The following is a 16,874-nucleotide window of genomic DNA, read 5'->3' on the forward strand; positions in this document are numbered from 1 at the left end:
TTCCTTATTTTGTTTGTTTAAAATACTTTGCCGTCTATGAGCGGTATTTCGTTTTTGTATGTGCCGTCTGTTTTATTATCGTCGTCGCTTAGTTTTAGCCATTCTTGCAACATTTGTGAGTTTTGTACGTTTTGACAAAATTCATTTTGCGTATCTGTTTTAGCGATATATATCCTAGCAGGTTTGTCGTTTTGTGAGTTTAGAGGTTTGATATATATGCATTTGTCCCATCTTTCGCTACTTCTTTGCGAGACTTGAGCATATGTAGTAGAGATATTTTTTAATACGAGATTTGTTTGATTAGCATCTTTTGTGTTAGGAAATGAACCGTTTCTTATGTAGTACATAGTTATCTCATTTAACACTTGTTTTATCTCAAATACCGTTTTGGTTATAGCGGCTCGGTTATTTTCGCCGGTGACTCGCGGTAAAAAAACGAAAACAAATATTATCACCGCTGCAATCAGAATAAATATTTCAATTATCCTTGTCATAACTTGCCTTTTTTTGCATTTGGAACAATCTATTTTTAGATATTTTTATATTTATCTGTTTTTGAATTTGTATTTTAGCATTAGTGAGAATTTATTACATTTTTGGTTTAGTAAAAATTTGCGGTAATGTAAATTACCGCATTCTGCTTTACAAATTTATTTCGGCATTCATACGCCGCAAACAGATTTCTATAGCTATTTATAAATTCCCGAACCACCTATAATTATACCTGTTGTTTTACCTAACTCTATCCAATCCTTAACCGCAGGAACTAATCTAACGGTATTACAATAAGATGTTGCGTCAGCTTTAGCTGCTATAACGATATTTCCGTTAGTATTATTTGGAGTTATAGATATACAAGCAACCCATTTATCAGGTGCATTTCCGGTTCTTCTTAAAACCGCATTTAAAGTACTAGATAAATTAGATAAACCTTTATCTGTTGCAGAATAAGTAGCGCCGGTTATATCTACACCGTCTGTTTTTATTATCGCATCAGCTCCTGTTCCAGTAACTTCTGCCTTTGCCCATTTACCGTTTATAGTATAATAAGCCGCTACTTGAGTTATCACGTCTTTTATCTCCATAGCCGCCTTTGTAGCACTTGCATCGTCCTAATATTCCTAATATAACAATAACGAACACTAGTTCAATCATAGTGAAACCTTTTTCATAGGTCGCTCCTTTTTTTAAATTTTTGTTATGTTTTATATACATCTATATAAAAACTTTCGGTAGTTTATTATTTTTTAAATTAAACAAATATTAAATTTATATGAGTTAAATTAAAAAAAGAGATTAATTGATGAAAAAAGTTTAAAAGTTAAATTTAATATTCATTTGTATGATAATTAAATAAATCCAGACTTATATAAGCAAAGTTTTGTGTTTTGCTGGATTGTCAAATTTGGTTGTTCTTCAGTTCTAATGTTTATGCCTCGCAGTGACAAATTTTTTTGTCACTGCGAACGCTCCTAAAACAGATGGTAGAATTTATTCTTAAATTTTAACCCGCACTCTTCGGAAAAATTATAAAGAGAAGTTTTGAGAGATTTTTTAATTACTACCAAAAGATAAGATTGATAAATTTGGATAATCGACTATGATTGAACTAGTGTTCGTTATTGTTATATTAGGAATATTAGCAGGTATCGCTATACCTAGACTAGCAGCAACTAGAGACGATGCAAGTGCTACAAAGGCGGCTATGGAGATAAAAGACGTGATAACTCAAGTAGCGGCTTATTATACTATAAACGGTAAATGGGCAAAGGCAGAAGTTACTGGAACAGGAGCTGATGCGATAATAAAAACAGACGGTGTAGATATAACCGGCGCTACTTATTCTGCAACAGATAAAGGTTTATCTAATTTATCTAGTACTTTAAATGCGGTTTTAAGAAGAACCGGAAATGCACCTGATAAATGGGTTGCTTGTATATCTATAACTCCAAATAATACTAACGGAAATATCGTTATAGCAGCTAAAGCTGACGCAACATCTTATTGTAATACCGTTAGATTAGTTCCTGCGGTTAAGGATTGGATAGAGTTAGGTAAAACAACAGGTATAATTATAGGTGGTTCGGGAATTTATAAATAGCTATAGAAATCTGTTTGCGGCGTATGAAGTGAAATTTATAGCGAAGCAAAAAGGTTTATCTTGTAAAATTAGATTATTTCGCTTCGCTAACAGCGTTGTAACGCGGATCTAGGCTTATCCTACGACGTTTGGAAAGTCAAATACGACTTTGCCTGATTTGATAGTCACTACGCTAGCGCCTTTTAGCTTTTTGCCAAGCAGTGGAGAGTTTTTCGACTTTGATTTGTTTAAATTCTCGTCATAAATATACTCTAAATCAGGATCTATGATAGCGATATCAGCTAAAAATCCCTCTTTAACCTCGCCTTTGTTTTTTAAATTTAGTATTTTTGCAGGGTTGAAGCTCGTGAGTTTTACCATTTGTTCGTAATCTATGACGCCCTCACGAACTAAATTTAAAGTAAGCGGAACAAGCGTTTGAAGTCCTAAAATTCCAAATGGAGCTTTGTCGAATTCCAAAAATTTCTCATCGGTGTGATGCGGGGCGTGGTCTGTGCAGATAACGTCTATAAGCCCGTTTTTAAGCCCGTTTCTCATGGCTTCTACGTCGTTATTCGTACGAAGCGGCGGAGACATTTTGAAATTCGTATCGTAATTTATAAGCTCATCTTCGCTAAAGGTAAAATGGTGCGGTGTGACTTCGCAAGTGATATTTACCCCTTCATTTTTGGCTTGTTCTATGAGCTTTAGGGAGTATGCGCTACTTACGTGTGCGACGTGTATATGACCGCCTGTGAGTTTTGCTAAAAGCATATCTCGTGAGATCATTATCTCTTCTTGCTCTCTTGGCATACCTTTTATACCTAAAAGCATAGACATTTTTCCTTCATTCATATGACCGCCGCGACAAAGCGAGCAGTCTTGAGAGTGATTTATGATGAAACTTTTGTGAAATGCAGAGTAAAGAAGAGCGGCTCTCATAACATCGCTTGAGCTAACAGGAAGTCCGTCATCGCTAAATGCGACGCAACCAGCTTCGCTCATATCTCCCATCTCGGTTATACCTTTACCTTCCATGCCTTTTGTGATGGCTCCGATAGGAAGTAGGTCTATAAGCCCTCGTTTTTTAGCTTTTGCTATCATATCGCGGGTTACGACGGCGTTGTCATTTACCGGATTTGTATTTGCCATAGGACAAGCTGTGGTTACGCCCCCGGCGACTGCGCTCATACTTCCTGTTATGATATCGTCTTTGTACTCAAGTCCCGGATCTCTAAAATGTACGTGCATATCGATGAGTCCTGGCATTACTAGTTTATTTGTGGCGTCTATGACAAGATCGGCTTTTGGCTCTTCTGCGGTTATGGATTTGATCATCTCGCCGTCTATCAAAATGTTTGCTTTTAGTGTGCCGTTTTGATTTATGATAGTTCCGTTTTTTATAAGTGTTGTCATAGTTTAAGCCTTAAATTTATTTTGATAAATGGTTTTTAAAACCGCCATTCTTATAGCTACGCCGTTTTCTACTTGGTCAAGTATGCTTGAAAATCTAGCGTCGTCAGCCACGTCCGAGTTTATCTCAACGCCTCTGTTTATAGGTCCCGGGTGTAAAATTATGACATCGTCTTTAGCTTTTTGCATACGAGTTTTAGTAAGTCCGAAATACTTACTGTACTCTCTAATGCTTGGAAACGCTACTTCGCCATCACTCCTTTCGAGCTGAATTCTAAGCATGATGATAGCGTCGCTTCCCATAACCGCTTCGTCCATATCTTTGCATATATGACAGCCGAAAACTTCAGCGTTTTGCATAAACATAGGAGGTCCAAAAAGTTTTACTTTTATACCTAAGGTTTGCATAGCGTATATGTTTGATCTAGCAACTCTTGAGTGAAATATATCGCCTATTATAGTGACGCTAAGACCTGAAAAACTACCTTTTGCCTCGTATATCGTAAGAAGATCAAGAAGTGCTTGAGTCGGATGTTCATTGCAGCCATCCCCCGCATTTACCACGCACGATGGAGTATTTTTTGTTACAAATTTAGCCGCTCCTGAACTATAGTGGCGAACTATGAAAATATCTGTTTTCATAGCTTCTATGTTGTGTATTGTGTCGATGAGAGTTTCACCTTTGTTCGTGCTAGAAGTGCTTGAACTAAAGTTTATCGCGTCGGCTCCTAATCTTTTTGCCGCTATTTCAAAACTAGTTCTTGTGCGAGTCGAGTTTTCAAAAAACGCATTTACGACCGTGACGCCTTTTAAAATAGGGTCTTTTTTTACAGGTTCTAAATTTAGAGCTTTGTAATCTTTGGCTAAACTTAAAATGGAAAAAATATCATCTTTGGATAGGTCTTTTGTGGAGATCAGATCTTTTTTTACGTAGGACATTAGAGACTCCTTGAGGCTTTAAATTTGCAATTTTACAAAAAAGTAGCTTAATTTCTAAATTTAAGCAACAATAAGTTAAAATTGTAGCTAAATTTTTTGCGAAGGTATGTGATGCGAGGTTATAAAATTTTTTCTGGTACGGCAAATGTCGAGTTTTCCAAAATGGTGGCTAAATACTTAGGAATTCCTCTAAGCGAAGCTAGTATAAAGCGTTTTAGCGACGGTGAAATAAGCGTACAAATCGGCGAAAGCGTGCGCGGTAAAGACGTATTTGTTATCCAGCCGACTTGTGCTCCGGCAAATATAAATTTGATGGAGCTTCTTATATTAACTGATGCTTTAAAAAGAAGTAGTGCAAGTTCGATAACTGCCGTTGTGCCGTATTTTGGATATGCAAGGCAAGATAGAAAAGCAGCTCCGAGAGTTCCGATAACGGCAAAACTTGTGGCAAATATGATGCAAACCGCAGGAATCGACAGAGTCGTAACTATGGATCTTCATGCAGGACAAATTCAAGGATTTTTTGATATTCCGGTTGATAATTTATATGGCACGATAGTGTTTATGGACTATGTTAAGAGTAAAAATTTAAAAAACCCTATAGTCGCAAGTCCGGATGTCGGCGGTGTAGCGCGTGCTAGAGCTTTAGCAAAAACTATGAATTTGGATATGGTTATAGTGGATAAACGTCGTGAAAAAGCAAATGAAAGCGAAGTTATGAACGTTATCGGCGATGTGAGCGGTAAAGATGTCATTTTGATAGATGATATGATAGATACCGCAGGAACTATCGTAAAAGCCGCAGAGATATTTAAGAAAAAAGGCGCTACTAGCGTTATGGCTTTTTGCACTCATCCGGTTTTATCTGGTCCTGCATATGAGAGATTAGTAAACGGATCTTTAGATGAGCTTGTAGTAACCGATACGATACCTTTAAAAGAGCATCCAAGCTGTATAAAAGTGCTCAGCGTAGCACCGCTTTTTGGAGAAGTGATAAGGCGTGTTTATCATGATGAGAGCGTCAATAGCTTATTTTCTTAGTATAATTTTTGCGATAAATCGATGAGTTTTGATTTATCGCTTGGCAGACTTTTTGTCTAGCCTTTGCTCTAAAATCTACAATAACATCGATTTTTCATCAAAAATATTTTAGTTTTTTATATCGCTTATTTATATAGGGCGTTTTTAAATTTAATCAAAAATCCAGCTAAAATTTGATAATATCTCTCTACAAAATTTACTCAGGAATTTTATGAATAACATACGAAATTTTAGCATTATAGCGCATATCGACCACGGTAAAAGCACATTAGCAGATCGCATTATCAGTGAATGCGGAGCGGTAGATAGTCGCGTGATGAGCGCTCAAGTTATGGATACTATGGATATAGAAAAAGAGCGCGGTATCACTATAAAAGCTCAAAGCGTAAGGCTAACTTATAAGCTTGAGGGGCAAATTTATATATTAAATTTGATAGATACTCCAGGACACGTCGATTTCAGCTATGAAGTTTCACGCTCTTTAGCAAGCTGCGAGGGAGCTTTGTTGGTTGTAGATGCAAGCCAGGGCGTCGAAGCTCAGACTATAGCAAACGTTTATATCGCGCTTGAAAACAACCTTGAGATAATTCCGGTTATAAATAAAATCGATCTCCCAGCAGCTGAACCGCAGAGAGTCAAAAACGAGATAGAGCATATCATCGGGCTTGATTGCAGTGAAGCTATAGAAGTGAGCGCAAAAACAGGAGTCGGCATAAAAGAGCTGATAGAAACTATAATTCGTAAAATCCCACCGCCAAAACCGGGTGAAAACAATCCGTTTAAATCTCTCATTTACGATAGCTGGTTTGATAATTATTTAGGAGCTTTGGCTCTTGTGAGAGTTTACGATGGTGCCGTAAAAAAAGGCGATGAAGTTTATGTTATGGGAACGGATAAAAAACATACTGTTCTTGATCTGATGTATCCAAATCCGATAGCTCCGATAAAAACAAACGAACTAAAAACCGGTGAAGTAGGTATCATAGTTTTAGGTCTTAAAAACGTAAGCGACGTAAGCGTCGGCGATACGATAACCTTAGCTAAAAATAGAGCTTTGGAAGCGATCGGAGGATTTGAGAAAGCAAAACCGTTTGTATTTGCCGGACTTTATCCTATAGATACGGATAAATTTGAAGATCTAAGAGACGCTTTAGACAAGCTTAAGTTAAACGATAGTTCTATAAGCTATGAGCCTGAGACTTCGGCGGCTTTGGGCTTTGGTTTTCGCGTGGGATTTTTAGGTTTGCTCCATATGGAAGTCGTAAAAGAGAGACTTGAGCGTGAGTTTGGATTAGATCTGATAGCTACTGCTCCGACCGTGACTTACGAAGTCGTGCAGACTGATGGCGTGAGCGTAGAAATTCAAAATCCTAGCGAACTACCTCCGGTAAATAAAATAGAGTTCATAAAAGAGCCTTACGTAAAGGCTACTATCATCACGCCGAGCGAGTTTTTAGGAAACATTATCACACTGCTTAATAACCGCCGAGCCGTTCAAACTAAGATGGATTATATCACTACTACAAGAGTTTTGCTTGAGTATGATATACCGATGAACGAGATAGTTATGGATTTTTACGATAAATTAAAAAGCGCGACAAAAGGTTACGCTAGTTTTGATTATGAACCAAGTGATTATAGGGTTGGAGATTTGGTTAAACTCGATATAAAAGTAGCAGGTGAAGCAGTCGATGCTCTTTCTATCATCGTGCCTGAAGAAAAAGCAATGAGCAAGGGCAGGGATTTTGTAAAAACCATGAAAGAGTTGGTTCCAAGACAGCTTTTTGAAGTTGCTATACAAGCAAGCATCGGAAATAAGGTTATAGCTAGAGAAACGGTAAAATCTATGGGTAAGAACGTAACGGCAAAGTGTTACGGCGGCGATATAACCCGTAAAAGAAAACTGCTTGAAAAACAAAAAGAGGGTAAAAAACGTATGAAAGCCATAGGTAAGGTAACGCTTCCGCAAGAGGCGTTTTTAAGTGTTTTAAAAATAGATTAAAATAGAACGAAATTTGCTTTAAGGAAAAATATGCCATACGTAAATATAAAAGTGACAAAAGAAAACGGTGAGCCGACAGTAGCTCAAAAAGAGGAACTCATAAAAGGCGTGACCGAGCTATTGCACACTGTTTTAGGTAGAAATAGAGCAAGTACGGTCGTGATCATCGATGAGATAGAAACTGAAAATTACGGTCTTGGCGGTGAAAGTATAAAAATAAAAAGAAAGAGAGAGGAAAAGAGATGAAAGGATTTTTGTTTGCGCTATTTGCCGCGCTATTTTTTATAGGTTGTTCTAACAAAGCCGTTTTGGATCCGTATACAGATACGAGTGCGGCGAAGTCGTATGAGACTATTATGAAGATAACTCTTAATTGTGAGCCGTGCGCAGATACAAACTATGAAACAACAATCAACGGATATACTTATAGAAGCGACGTAGCGATAAATTGCTGCACAAATTTGCGTAAGATCGATGCCGGAGCCGGCCTTAAAAAAGTGTACTTGCATAATATTTCAGATTTAAGAGAAAATAGTAAGGTCATTAAAGCAAACGGAAAAGCGTATAGTTTAAATAAAAGACTCGATACGTTGTTTTATCTAGCTATGAAAGAGGAGCTTACAAATAGAGGAATTTTAGTAGTAGATACGGAAACTTCGCCATATACTCTTAGGGTGGATTTTGGTTTTACCGATTTTAAAGGTGTTTATAGTCCAGGCGCTAGTCAGCTAAACTCAAGACTTCAAGGTATTTTGCGCATCAAAAATATAAATTACGACAAACGCATACAGATAAATACAAGGCAGAGCGTAAGCGGCTTAAATGCAAATGATGTGAGTGATTTTGGTTTATATATGGATTTGCTTGTAAAACAAGCCGTAAATAAAGCAGCTGAGCAGATTAGTAAATTTTAAGGATATAATATGATAAAATGGGCTTTTATTTTTAGTTGTTTGATTTTATTTGTCGGTTGTTCCAACACAAATTCAGTTTTAACACTATCTCCTTATGAAGCAAAGGGAGTAAATGTCCGTTCAAATTCAAATATTATTATAAATAGTATCCTTGATAAAAGGAAAAATCAGAGTGTAGTGGCTACTATTACCGATAAAAAAGGCACGGTAAGTGAGTATATCACACTAGGAAATAATCTAACTAATTGGTTTAGCGATGCTTTGATAAAAGAGCTTAAGAAAAACGGAGCCGTATTTGGCGGTGATGATGCAAAAGTCGTAGATATCACTATTACTGAACTTAAAGCAAATTTAAGCGGATATTCAAAAGACAATATGCAAGGTACAAGTGAAATTTACATTAAAATTTATAAAGACGGCGTTACGACGACAAAGCGCATAGCTCAACCTCAGACCGAATTTGTTCCTATAGCAACTGGCGGTGCTTTTGAACCGTTTATTAAAACTCTTTTAGACGATATGATAGCTAGAACGGCTAAAGCTATCTTGGCAAATTAATGCGATGTCTCAAATGCGGCTCATTTACGTTTAAATTTATATGTAAAAACTGCAAGAGAGTTTTAAGTGAATTTGAGAGTGGATGTAGAGATATTGACGGATTTAAAGTGTATAGTTTTTACAAATATGACGATATAAAGTCTCTTATCCACTCTAAACACCGCATGCACGGGCATTTTGTATTTCGCGAGTTAGCAAAGCTTAGTTTTTCTAAATTCGCAGATACTTTTAAATTTGATAGTAATGTAAATGTCGTTTCAATAGACGATCAAATCAGTAGCGGATACTCTCACACCGCAGTTCTTGCTCACGCTATGAAAAGGGAATTTTTAAAGCCGATATATGGTGCATTAAGAGCTACAAACAAAGTAAAATATTCGGGAAAAACTCTTGAGTTTAGAAAAAACAATCCGCGAAATTTCAAACTTTTAAAAGAAGTTAACAATCCAGTAATTTTAGTAGACGACATCATAACGACCGGATCTAGTATGAAAGAAGCTAAAAATTTACTTCTTAGTTGTGGTAAATTGCCGCTTTTCGGATTAGTTTTGGCTGACGCTAGAGAATAAAGGATAAAAATGTACGAACTTGCAAAAAAGCTATTTAATATCCCAAGAAGTATAACCGGAGACGGTTTTAGGCGTAGTTTGGATATCTTAAATTTAGCTGCTGGGGGGGGGTATAACGAAATTTAGTATCCCAAGTGGTACTAAATGTTTTGATTGGATAGTTCCTGCTGAATGGATAGTAAGGGACGCCTATATCGTCGCTCCTAGCGGCGAAAAGATCTGCGAATTTAAAAAACATAATCTTCATTTACTAAACTACAGCGCGCCGGTGCATAAAACACTGAGTCTAAAGGAGCTCCAGTCTCACTTGTATTCTCTCCCGCATTTGCCAGATGCCATACCTTATGTTACTAGTTATTATGAAAAAAGATGGGGATTTTGTATCGGTCATAATCAAAGGACATCCCTAAAAGACGGGATTTATGAAGTTTTTATAGATACCGAGTTTAATTCAAAGGGAGAACTAAATTACGGTGAAATTTTAGTGCCAGCCTCATCTTGCTCAAAAGATGAAATTCTAATCTCTACTTATCTTTGTCATCCGCAAATGGCAAACAACGAGCTAAGCGGACCCGTAGTTTTAACTGAGCTGATAAAATGGGTAAAAACTCTAAAAAATAGAGAGTTTAATTACCGTTTTATCATAGTTCCTGAGACTATCGGATCGATTTGTTATATCAGTAAACATTATGAAGCTTTAAAACAAAATGTAAAAGCTGGATTTGTGCTTAGTTGCATAGGAGACGAGAGAGCTTACAGCGTGGTTTTAAGTCCTGATGAGGATAGTTTAAGCGATAAAGCCGCACTTCATACGGTTAAATTTCTTAGTAAAAATCCACAAATTTACTCATTTTTATATCGTGGAAGTGATGAGAGACAGTTTAATACTCCTGATTTAAATTTAGGTATCGTAACACTTTGTAGGAGTAAATTCGGTGAATACAAAGAGTATCATACGAGCTTAGATGATCTTAGTCTTATAACTAAAAAAGGGCTTGAGGAAGGCCTTCTTTATGCTAAAAATATGATTTTAAATTTAGAAATAAACAAAACCTACCGACTAAATACGACTTGTGAACCAAATTTAGGTTCGCGCGGACTGATATCTACTATAAATAAAGGTGCGTATCCAAGCGATATGACGTTAATACGTGATTTTTTAGCGTATTGTAACGGTAAAAGAAGCGTTATAGACATAGCTGATAAACTCGGCGTAGAAGCTAAAAGCTTAAAAGATTCGGTAGAAAATTTGCTTAAATTTGAGCTTATAAAGGAAGTAAGATGATAAGAAATGTTTGTGATTTTTTAGATATTTCAGTAGCAAAAAATCCTTTCAAAAAAGCATTTGTGTTTGGAGATGAGAGTATAACTTACGCTAAATTTGATGAGATCGCGGATAGATTAGCCAGTGAAATTTTAAAGTTAAATTTAAAAAATGAAGCGGTTTTAATAATTTTGCCAAAGTGTATTTGGACTTTGGTTTCGTTTTTTGCAGTGGCAAAAAGCAGGAATTTCTATACTTTACTAGATATCTCAACGCCGCTTGAGCGCATAGATCAAGTTATAAAAATCCTAAAGCCAAAAGTTATCATCACGCAAAAGGATTTTAAATTCGATTTTGTGAATACGGTAAAGATATTTTGCGAGGATTTTAGTAAGTTTAGCGTGAATAAAAGTGCGCTAAAAGAGTCTAGAAACGCCCATATAGATACAAATTTACTCTATGTATTTTTCACTAGTGGAAGCACTGGAGTGCCAAAAGGAGTAAGTATAAGCCATAAAAGTGTGATTGATTATACTTTTTGGGTTTGCGAGACTTTTGAGCTGAACTCAAGAGAAACCATAGCAAATCAAACACCGTTTTACTTTGATAACTCTATTTTGGATATTTTTTCTTGCGTTAAAAGCGGTGCTACTTTGCACATTTTGCCGACTTCTATTTTTGCTTTTCCAAATAAAGTATTAAGCTATTTAGAAGAGCATAGTGTTAGTTTGATTTTTTGGGTGCCTTCGGTGCTTACGTATTTTGCAAACGTGAATGCGCTCCAAAATTTCAAACTTGAGCATCTTAAAAAAGTACTGTTTTGCGGAGAGATAATGCCAAATAAACAGTTAAATATCTGGCGCAAAGCTCTTCCTCGCACTCTTTTTGCAAATCTTTACGGACCGACTGAGATAACAGATGTTTGTGCTTTTTATGTTTGCGATAGAAGTTTTGGCGACGATGAACCGCTTCCTATAGGAAAAGCTTGTCAAAATACCGAGCTTTTGGTTTTTGATGATGAACTGAATTTGATAAAAGAGCCGTTTATTAAGGGCGAACTCTATGTTAGAGGGACGAGTCTTAGCCTAGGATACTTTGCAAATAAACAAAAGACAAAAGAAGCTTTTATCCAAAATCCTCTACATGATAATTATCAAGATATCCTTTATAAAACAGGCGATATAGTGGCTTTTAACGAGCGCGGCGAACTGATTTGTTATGGTAGGAGAGATAATCAGATAAAATTTATGGGACACAGAATAGAGCTTGAAGAGATCGAGATCGCGGCTAACTCTCACTTGCAGGTTTTAAACTCCGTTTGTATATTTAAACAAGGCGAGATAGCCCTTTTTTACGAGGCGAAAGAGAAGTTAAATTTGAAAAGTTATCTTTTAGAAAAATTACCGAATTATATGGTGCCAAAAAGATTCATTTTAGTGGATAAATTTGTGCTAAATCCAAACGGTAAAATCGATAGAAAAGTGCTTTATGAGCTTATTTAACGAGTTTTTAAATTCGTATAACAATGGATTTAAGTTTAGCAATAGCGCGCTTAGCATAGATAGTATCAAAAATAAATTAGAGCAAAATATTGCTTGTTTAAAGCGGAGTGAAGATAACTTTTTTCTAATGCAAAACGGTTTTATCACGTATTTTATAAACGATATAACAAGTTTTGATATGCAAGGAACTTATATAAAACTTATACGTAAAACGCCTATTTGTGAGCTTGAAAATAGATTTTTGAGTATCAATAAATTTAGCGTTTTTGATAAATATATTGGTATGAGCTTAAAAAATAGCGGTTTTAGTTTTCAAAGTTATGATGAGGTTAAAAAAGCTTTGCTTGATGATATCGATGAGATTTACGGCTTTTTTATAAATTATTTTGATAAAGAGTATCTTTTTATAAGCAAAACCGAACTTAGAAATAGAATACAAGAGGGTCAAGTACTTCTCATAAAACAAAATAATAAAATAATAGGCGGTTTGATATATTTTTTAAATTTGAACTCGGCTCATTTGGATTTTATAGCAGTTAGTAAGGAATTTAGGCGAAGCGGTACTGGACGTAAATTGATGAGTTGTTTTTTGGGATTAAACGCTGGGTATTTCAAACTGTTCGTAAGAGATACGAATATAAAAGCCATAGAGTTGTATAAAAATTTCGGTTTTGAGTTTAATGCTATAAAAATTTCGTTTTATAGGAGGAAAAATGGGATTTAAAAACGTATTTTTCGTAGGTAAAAATCGCCTCTGTTTTTAGATGATTTTATAGATATTTTGTATTATGAGATAGGGGACGGATTTATAAATTTGAGTTTGGGAAACGATCAAAAATTAAATATTATAAAGGAGCAAAAATGAATGAGATCAAAGAACTTTTTAATCAAATAGGCAGAGATGACGTAAATGAGAGTATGGAGGGGCTTTTAAGCGGTGGAATTATCGATAGCATGGACATAATGGCTCTTGTCGCGGCGATCGAAAAAACGTACAAAAAACCATTACGCGCAGAGTTTATAACAAATGATAGTTTTGAGAGCTTTGCTAGTTTAAAAGATATGATAAATAAAGCGATGAGATGAAAGCTATCTTAGAAGCAAACGGAAAGCTTGTTTATGAAAGAGATTTTTTAGGGGCTTTGAAGCAAATCGGTATAAAAAGTGGCGACTCTGTTTGCGTTCATACCGAGCTTTTTACTCTTGGGAAACCGCTTTTACCAAAAGATGAGTTTTTGAGAGTTTTATTACACTGTTTTTATGAAGTTATCTGTAAAAATGGAACTCTTATTATGCCTACATTTACATATAGTTTTTGTAAAAATCAAATTTATGATAAGTTAAACTCAAGGAGCACTATGGGCGTTTTGACTGAATTTTTTAGGCAACAAAACGGTGTTGTTCGTACAAATGATCCGATTTTTTCTTTTGCAATTAGTGGAGATAATCAAGACGCTTTTTTAAACGATACGAAAAGTTGTTTCGGCAAAAATTCAGTCTATGACGTGCTTAAAAGGATGGATGGAAAAATAGTGCTTTTTGGTACTCAAAAACTCGGCTATACATTTACTCATTACATAGAAGAGCAAGCAGAGGTGAGCTATAGATATTTTAAAGAGTTTAGCGGTATTTTAAAAGATGAAAATAAGAATATAAATTATAAAAGTATATTTTATTACGTTAGAGATCTTACTAAGAATAGCGATTTAAGTGTAGATAAAATAGTAAATTTATTACAAAAATCCGGTAATTTTTTAGAATGCGAGTTCGGATCTTCTACTATAACTGCGATTAACGCAAAAGACTATTTTAACGAAGTTCTAAAAGTTTTAAAAATAAATGAAACCTCGCTTTTAAAACAGTAAAAGCTTATTTTAATTTTTTTATGCAAATAATGTTTGTAAATTTAAAAATTGTCTATTTAGCAAGTTTTTATCAAATTTTAGCTACAATCGTTGTAGCTATTTTTAAGGATAAAAATGGAAGAAAATATTTTCAGTTCAAATCAAGATATCGACGCTATAGACGTTGAAGACTCTATAAAAGCAAGCTACCTAGATTACTCTATGAGCGTTATAATAGGTCGTGCTTTGCCAGATGCAAGAGACGGTTTAAAACCGGTTCATCGTCGCATACTTTATGCTATGAACGATCTTGGCGTAGGTAGTCGCAGCCCATATAAAAAGTCTGCTCGTATAGTAGGTGATGTTATCGGTAAGTATCACCCGCACGGCGATACTGCGGTATATGACGCTTTAGTTAGAATGGCTCAGAACTTTTCTATGAGAGTTCCTGCAGTAGATGGTCAAGGAAACTTTGGCTCAGTCGATGGCGATGGCGCAGCCGCTATGCGTTATACCGAAGCTAGAATGACGGTTTTGGCAGAGGAACTTTTAAGAGATTTAGATAAAGATACGGTTGATTTTATACCAAATTATGATGATAGTTTAAGCGAACCAGATGTTTTACCCGCGCGCGTACCGAATTTGTTGTTAAATGGATCGAGCGGTATTGCTGTTGGTATGGCGACAAATATCCCTCCACATAGTTTAGATGAGCTAGTAAATGGATTACTCACTCTTTTAGACGATAAAGAAGTTGGTTTAGAGGATATTATGACTCATATAAAGGGTCCTGATTTTCCAACCGGCGGTATAATTTTTGGAAAAAAGGGTATTATCGAAGCTTATAAAACAGGTCGAGGACGTATCAAACTAAGAGCTAAAACTCATATTGAAAAAAAACCAAATAAAGATGTTATAGTAGTCGATGAACTTCCATATCAAGTAAATAAAGCCAAGCTCCATGCAGATATAGCCGATCTTGTAAAAGAGAAGCTCATCGATGGTATAAGCGAAGTAAGGGATGAGAGCGATAGAGACGGAATTCGTCTTGTTATAGAGCTAAAGCGCGATGCTATGAGTGAGATCGTGTTAAATAATTTATTTAAATCTACTCAAATGGAAGTTACTTTTGGCGTTATAATGCTTGCTATAAATAATAAAGAGCCAAAAGTATTTTCTCTTTTGGAGCTTTTAAAGCTGTTTTTAAATCATAGAAAAACAGTTATCATCAGGCGTACTATTTTTGAACTTCAAAAAGCAAGAGCAAGAGCTCATATTTTAGAAGGTTTAAAAATAGCGCTTGATAATATAGACGCGGTTATCAATCTGATAAAAACCAGCGCCGATACAAACTCTGCAAGAGACGGTTTGATGGCTAAATTCGGACTTTCTGAACTTCAAAGCAATGCTATTCTTGATATGAGGCTTAGTAAGTTAACAGGACTTGAGAGAGAAAAATTAGAAGCCGAACTAAAAGAGATTTTAGAGCTTATAGAACAACTAGACGCAATATTAAAAAGCGAAACTTTGATAGAAAATATAATAAGAGACGAGCTTTTAGAAATCAAATCTAAATTTAAATGTCCGCGCATCACCGACATAGTCGATGATTATGATGATATAGACGTAGAAGACTTGATACCAAATGAAAATATGGTAGTTACCATAACTCACCGCGGATATATAAAACGCGTTCCTAGTAAGAGCTATGAAAAGCAAAAACGCGGTGGCAAAGGCAAGGTTGCAGTAACTACGTATGATGATGATTTTATAGAGAGTTTCTTTACTTGCATGAGTCATGATACGCTTATGTTTGTGACTGATCGCGGTCAGCTTTACTGGCTTAAAGTTTATAAAATTCCAGAAGGCAGCCGAACCGCAAAGGGAAAAGCGGTTGTAAATCTTATATCGCTTCAAGCAGACGAAAAGATAAAAGCTATCATACCTACAACGGATTTTGATGAGAGCAAATCTTTAGCTTTCTTCACTAAAAACGGTATAGTAAAACGTACGAATTTAAGTGAGTTTAAAAATATTCGTTCAATAGGCGTGAAAGCTATAAATTTAGATGATAATGATGAGCTTGTGACTGTTGTAATCGCTAATAGCGAGCCTGATGAGAGCTATGATTATAGCTTTGAAGATGGCGAAGGTGTTTCAAATTTGCAAACCATAAGCGAAGATAACTCCGAAAACAGTCTTGAGAGCGGAAAAATGCTATTTGCTGTTACTAAAAAAGGTATGTGTATCAAATTTGCTTTAAATAAAGTAAGACAGATAGGAAGAGTTAGCCGTGGCGTAACCGCTATAAGATTTAAAGAGAATTTAGATGAAGTTGTTGGAGCAGTCGTTATAGAAAATGATTCTCAAGAAATTTTAAGCGTGAGCCAAAAAGGTATAGGAAAACGCACAACGGCTGATGAGTATAGATTGCAAAGTCGCGGAGGTAAAGGCGTCATTTGTATGAAATTAACTCCAAAAACAAAAGATCTTGTTGGTGTAGTAATGGTAGATGAAGAGATGGATCTTATGGCGCTAACATCAAGCGGCAAGATGATAAGAGTAGATATGCAAAGCATCAGAAAAGCAGGGCGTAATACAAGCGGAGTCATAGTCGTAAATGTAGATGGCGATGAGGTTGTAAGTATAGCAAGATGCCCTAAAGAAGAGAGCGATGATGACGATATTGTTGCAGATGATACTCAAGAACAAGATATGGAATAAGTTTTGCTTAGAATACATAATTTA

The 16,874-nt window shown here is 35.8% G+C and carries 17 protein-coding genes and 1 pseudogene; 13 read left to right on the forward strand and 5 right to left on the reverse strand.

The genetic code is table 11. The annotated features are described in order from the left end of the window. Positions 1 to 17: 17 nt before the first annotated feature. From RVY88_RS06950 to RVY88_RS09235, 3 genes are all read right to left on the reverse strand, one after another. A complete protein-coding gene (locus RVY88_RS06950) occupies positions 18 to 494 on the reverse strand; it encodes a hypothetical protein (protein WP_042960327.1) in 477 nt (158 codons plus the stop codon). 195 nt (positions 495 to 689) lie between these two features. Continuing rightward, on the reverse strand, positions 690 to 1,085 hold the full coding sequence (locus RVY88_RS06955) for a hypothetical protein (RefSeq protein WP_317051286.1): 396 nt from the start codon (positions 1,083 to 1,085) through the stop codon (positions 690 to 692). After that, a complete protein-coding gene (locus RVY88_RS09235) occupies positions 1,030 to 1,215 on the reverse strand; it encodes a type II secretion system protein (RefSeq protein WP_410494536.1) in 186 nt (61 codons plus the stop codon). Before RVY88_RS09235 ends, RVY88_RS06955 begins: the two co-directional genes overlap by 56 nt. A 385-nt stretch (positions 1,216 to 1,600) precedes the next feature. On the opposite strand from RVY88_RS09235, the gene RVY88_RS06960 reads away from it, so the two are divergent. Further along, the gene (locus tag RVY88_RS06960) at positions 1,601 to 2,101 is read left to right on the forward strand and encodes a type II secretion system protein (RefSeq protein WP_162167640.1); all 501 of its coding nucleotides are present in this window, start codon (positions 1,601 to 1,603) and stop codon (positions 2,099 to 2,101) included. A 114-nt stretch (positions 2,102 to 2,215) separates the two neighbouring features. Here the strand turns inward: RVY88_RS06960 and RVY88_RS06965 are convergent, their stop codons facing one another. Next, complete coding sequence (locus tag RVY88_RS06965) at positions 2,216 to 3,496, reverse strand: dihydroorotase (RefSeq protein WP_057040884.1); 1,281 nt, start codon at positions 3,494 to 3,496, stop codon at positions 2,216 to 2,218. Positions 3,497 to 3,499: 3 nt separating this feature from the next. Beyond that, positions 3,500 to 4,432, reverse strand: a complete 933-nt coding sequence (locus RVY88_RS06970) for an aspartate carbamoyltransferase catalytic subunit (protein ID WP_002850456.1) — start codon at positions 4,430 to 4,432, stop codon at positions 3,500 to 3,502. Between the two features lie 111 nt (positions 4,433 to 4,543). Here RVY88_RS06970 and RVY88_RS06975 point away from each other — a divergent pair, with 111 nt between their 5' ends. The 12 genes and pseudogenes from RVY88_RS06975 to gyrA all read left to right on the forward strand — a co-directional run bounded on the left by RVY88_RS06975 (position 4,544) and on the right by gyrA (position 16,850). Then, positions 4,544 to 5,473 (forward strand): ribose-phosphate pyrophosphokinase, encoded by a 930-nt coding sequence (locus tag RVY88_RS06975; protein WP_002850454.1) that lies wholly within the window; start codon positions 4,544 to 4,546, stop codon positions 5,471 to 5,473. 211 nt (positions 5,474 to 5,684) lie between these two features. Further along, positions 5,685 to 7,475: a translation elongation factor 4 gene (gene lepA, locus RVY88_RS06980; protein WP_011732221.1), complete on the forward strand. Its 1,791-nt coding sequence runs from the start codon at positions 5,685 to 5,687 to the stop codon at positions 7,473 to 7,475. A 30-nt stretch (positions 7,476 to 7,505) separates the two neighbouring features. After that, entirely contained in the window at positions 7,506 to 7,721 is a 216-nt protein-coding gene (locus RVY88_RS06985; RefSeq protein WP_002850445.1) for a tautomerase family protein, read from the forward strand. Next, a complete protein-coding gene (locus tag RVY88_RS06990) occupies positions 7,718 to 8,389 on the forward strand; it encodes a hypothetical protein (RefSeq protein ID WP_002850443.1) in 672 nt (223 codons plus the stop codon). Before RVY88_RS06985 ends, RVY88_RS06990 begins: the two co-directional genes overlap by 4 nt. Before the next feature lie 9 nt (positions 8,390 to 8,398). After that, the gene (locus RVY88_RS06995) at positions 8,399 to 8,947 is read left to right on the forward strand and encodes a YajG family lipoprotein (RefSeq protein WP_162167519.1); all 549 of its coding nucleotides are present in this window, start codon (positions 8,399 to 8,401) and stop codon (positions 8,945 to 8,947) included. Continuing rightward, positions 8,947 to 9,516: a ComF family protein gene (locus tag RVY88_RS07000; RefSeq protein ID WP_011732219.1), complete on the forward strand. Its 570-nt coding sequence runs from the start codon at positions 8,947 to 8,949 to the stop codon at positions 9,514 to 9,516. The genes RVY88_RS06995 and RVY88_RS07000 overlap by 1 nt, the downstream gene beginning before the upstream one ends. 9 nt (positions 9,517 to 9,525) lie before the next feature. Further along, positions 9,526 to 10,801: pseudogene (locus RVY88_RS07005) on the forward strand (DUF4910 domain-containing protein). Beyond that, positions 10,798 to 12,282, forward strand: a complete 1,485-nt coding sequence (locus RVY88_RS07010) for an amino acid adenylation domain-containing protein (protein ID WP_162167520.1) — start codon at positions 10,798 to 10,800, stop codon at positions 12,280 to 12,282. Before RVY88_RS07005 ends, RVY88_RS07010 begins: the two are co-directional and overlap by 4 nt. Next, positions 12,269 to 13,006, forward strand: coding sequence for a GNAT family N-acetyltransferase (locus tag RVY88_RS07015; RefSeq protein ID WP_002850435.1), 738 nt, complete (start codon positions 12,269 to 12,271; stop codon positions 13,004 to 13,006). Before RVY88_RS07010 ends, RVY88_RS07015 begins: the two co-directional genes overlap by 14 nt. 137 nt (positions 13,007 to 13,143) lie before the next feature. Beyond that, a complete protein-coding gene (locus RVY88_RS07020) occupies positions 13,144 to 13,368 on the forward strand; it encodes an acyl carrier protein (protein ID WP_065843881.1) in 225 nt (74 codons plus the stop codon). Continuing rightward, the gene (locus RVY88_RS07025) at positions 13,365 to 14,147 is read left to right on the forward strand and encodes an AAC(3) family N-acetyltransferase (RefSeq protein WP_065844744.1); all 783 of its coding nucleotides are present in this window, start codon (positions 13,365 to 13,367) and stop codon (positions 14,145 to 14,147) included. Before RVY88_RS07020 ends, RVY88_RS07025 begins: the two co-directional genes overlap by 4 nt. Positions 14,148 to 14,261: 114 nt before the next feature. Continuing rightward, the gene (gene gyrA / locus RVY88_RS07030) at positions 14,262 to 16,850 is read left to right on the forward strand and encodes a DNA gyrase subunit A (RefSeq protein ID WP_162167521.1); all 2,589 of its coding nucleotides are present in this window, start codon (positions 14,262 to 14,264) and stop codon (positions 16,848 to 16,850) included. The last annotated feature ends 24 nt before the right edge of the window (positions 16,851 to 16,874 follow it).

The sequence above is a fragment of the Campylobacter sp. TJR-1 genome (assembly GCF_032840035.1).
Classification (GTDB): domain Bacteria; phylum Campylobacterota; class Campylobacteria; order Campylobacterales; family Campylobacteraceae; genus Campylobacter; species Campylobacter fetus.

Coding starts and splice junctions, on each gene's coding strand:
- RVY88_RS09235 (WP_410494536.1), bottom strand. CDS start 1,215: ATGTATATAAAACATAACAAAAATTTAAAAAAAGGAGCGACCTATGAA.
- RVY88_RS07025 (WP_065844744.1), top strand. CDS start 13,365: ATGAAAGCTATCTTAGAAGCAAACGGAAAGCTTGTTTATGAAAGAGAT.
- RVY88_RS07015 (WP_002850435.1), top strand. CDS start 12,269: ATGAGCTTATTTAACGAGTTTTTAAATTCGTATAACAATGGATTTAAG.
- RVY88_RS06970 (WP_002850456.1), bottom strand. CDS start 4,432: ATGTCCTACGTAAAAAAAGATCTGATCTCCACAAAAGACCTATCCAAA.
- RVY88_RS06995 (WP_162167519.1), top strand. CDS start 8,399: ATGATAAAATGGGCTTTTATTTTTAGTTGTTTGATTTTATTTGTCGGT.
- RVY88_RS06960 (WP_162167640.1), top strand. CDS start 1,601: ATGATTGAACTAGTGTTCGTTATTGTTATATTAGGAATATTAGCAGGT.
- RVY88_RS07020 (WP_065843881.1), top strand. CDS start 13,144: ATGAATGAGATCAAAGAACTTTTTAATCAAATAGGCAGAGATGACGTA.
- lepA (WP_011732221.1), top strand. CDS start 5,685: ATGAATAACATACGAAATTTTAGCATTATAGCGCATATCGACCACGGT.
- RVY88_RS06990 (WP_002850443.1), top strand. CDS start 7,718: ATGAAAGGATTTTTGTTTGCGCTATTTGCCGCGCTATTTTTTATAGGT.
- gyrA (WP_162167521.1), top strand. CDS start 14,262: ATGGAAGAAAATATTTTCAGTTCAAATCAAGATATCGACGCTATAGAC.
- RVY88_RS06965 (WP_057040884.1), bottom strand. CDS start 3,496: ATGACAACACTTATAAAAAACGGAACTATCATAAATCAAAACGGCACA.
- RVY88_RS06975 (WP_002850454.1), top strand. CDS start 4,544: ATGCGAGGTTATAAAATTTTTTCTGGTACGGCAAATGTCGAGTTTTCC.
- RVY88_RS07000 (WP_011732219.1), top strand. CDS start 8,947: ATGCGATGTCTCAAATGCGGCTCATTTACGTTTAAATTTATATGTAAA.
- RVY88_RS06955 (WP_317051286.1), bottom strand. CDS start 1,085: ATGGAGATAAAAGACGTGATAACTCAAGTAGCGGCTTATTATACTATA.
- RVY88_RS07010 (WP_162167520.1), top strand. CDS start 10,798: ATGATAAGAAATGTTTGTGATTTTTTAGATATTTCAGTAGCAAAAAAT.
- RVY88_RS06985 (WP_002850445.1), top strand. CDS start 7,506: ATGCCATACGTAAATATAAAAGTGACAAAAGAAAACGGTGAGCCGACA.
- RVY88_RS06950 (WP_042960327.1), bottom strand. CDS start 494: ATGACAAGGATAATTGAAATATTTATTCTGATTGCAGCGGTGATAATA.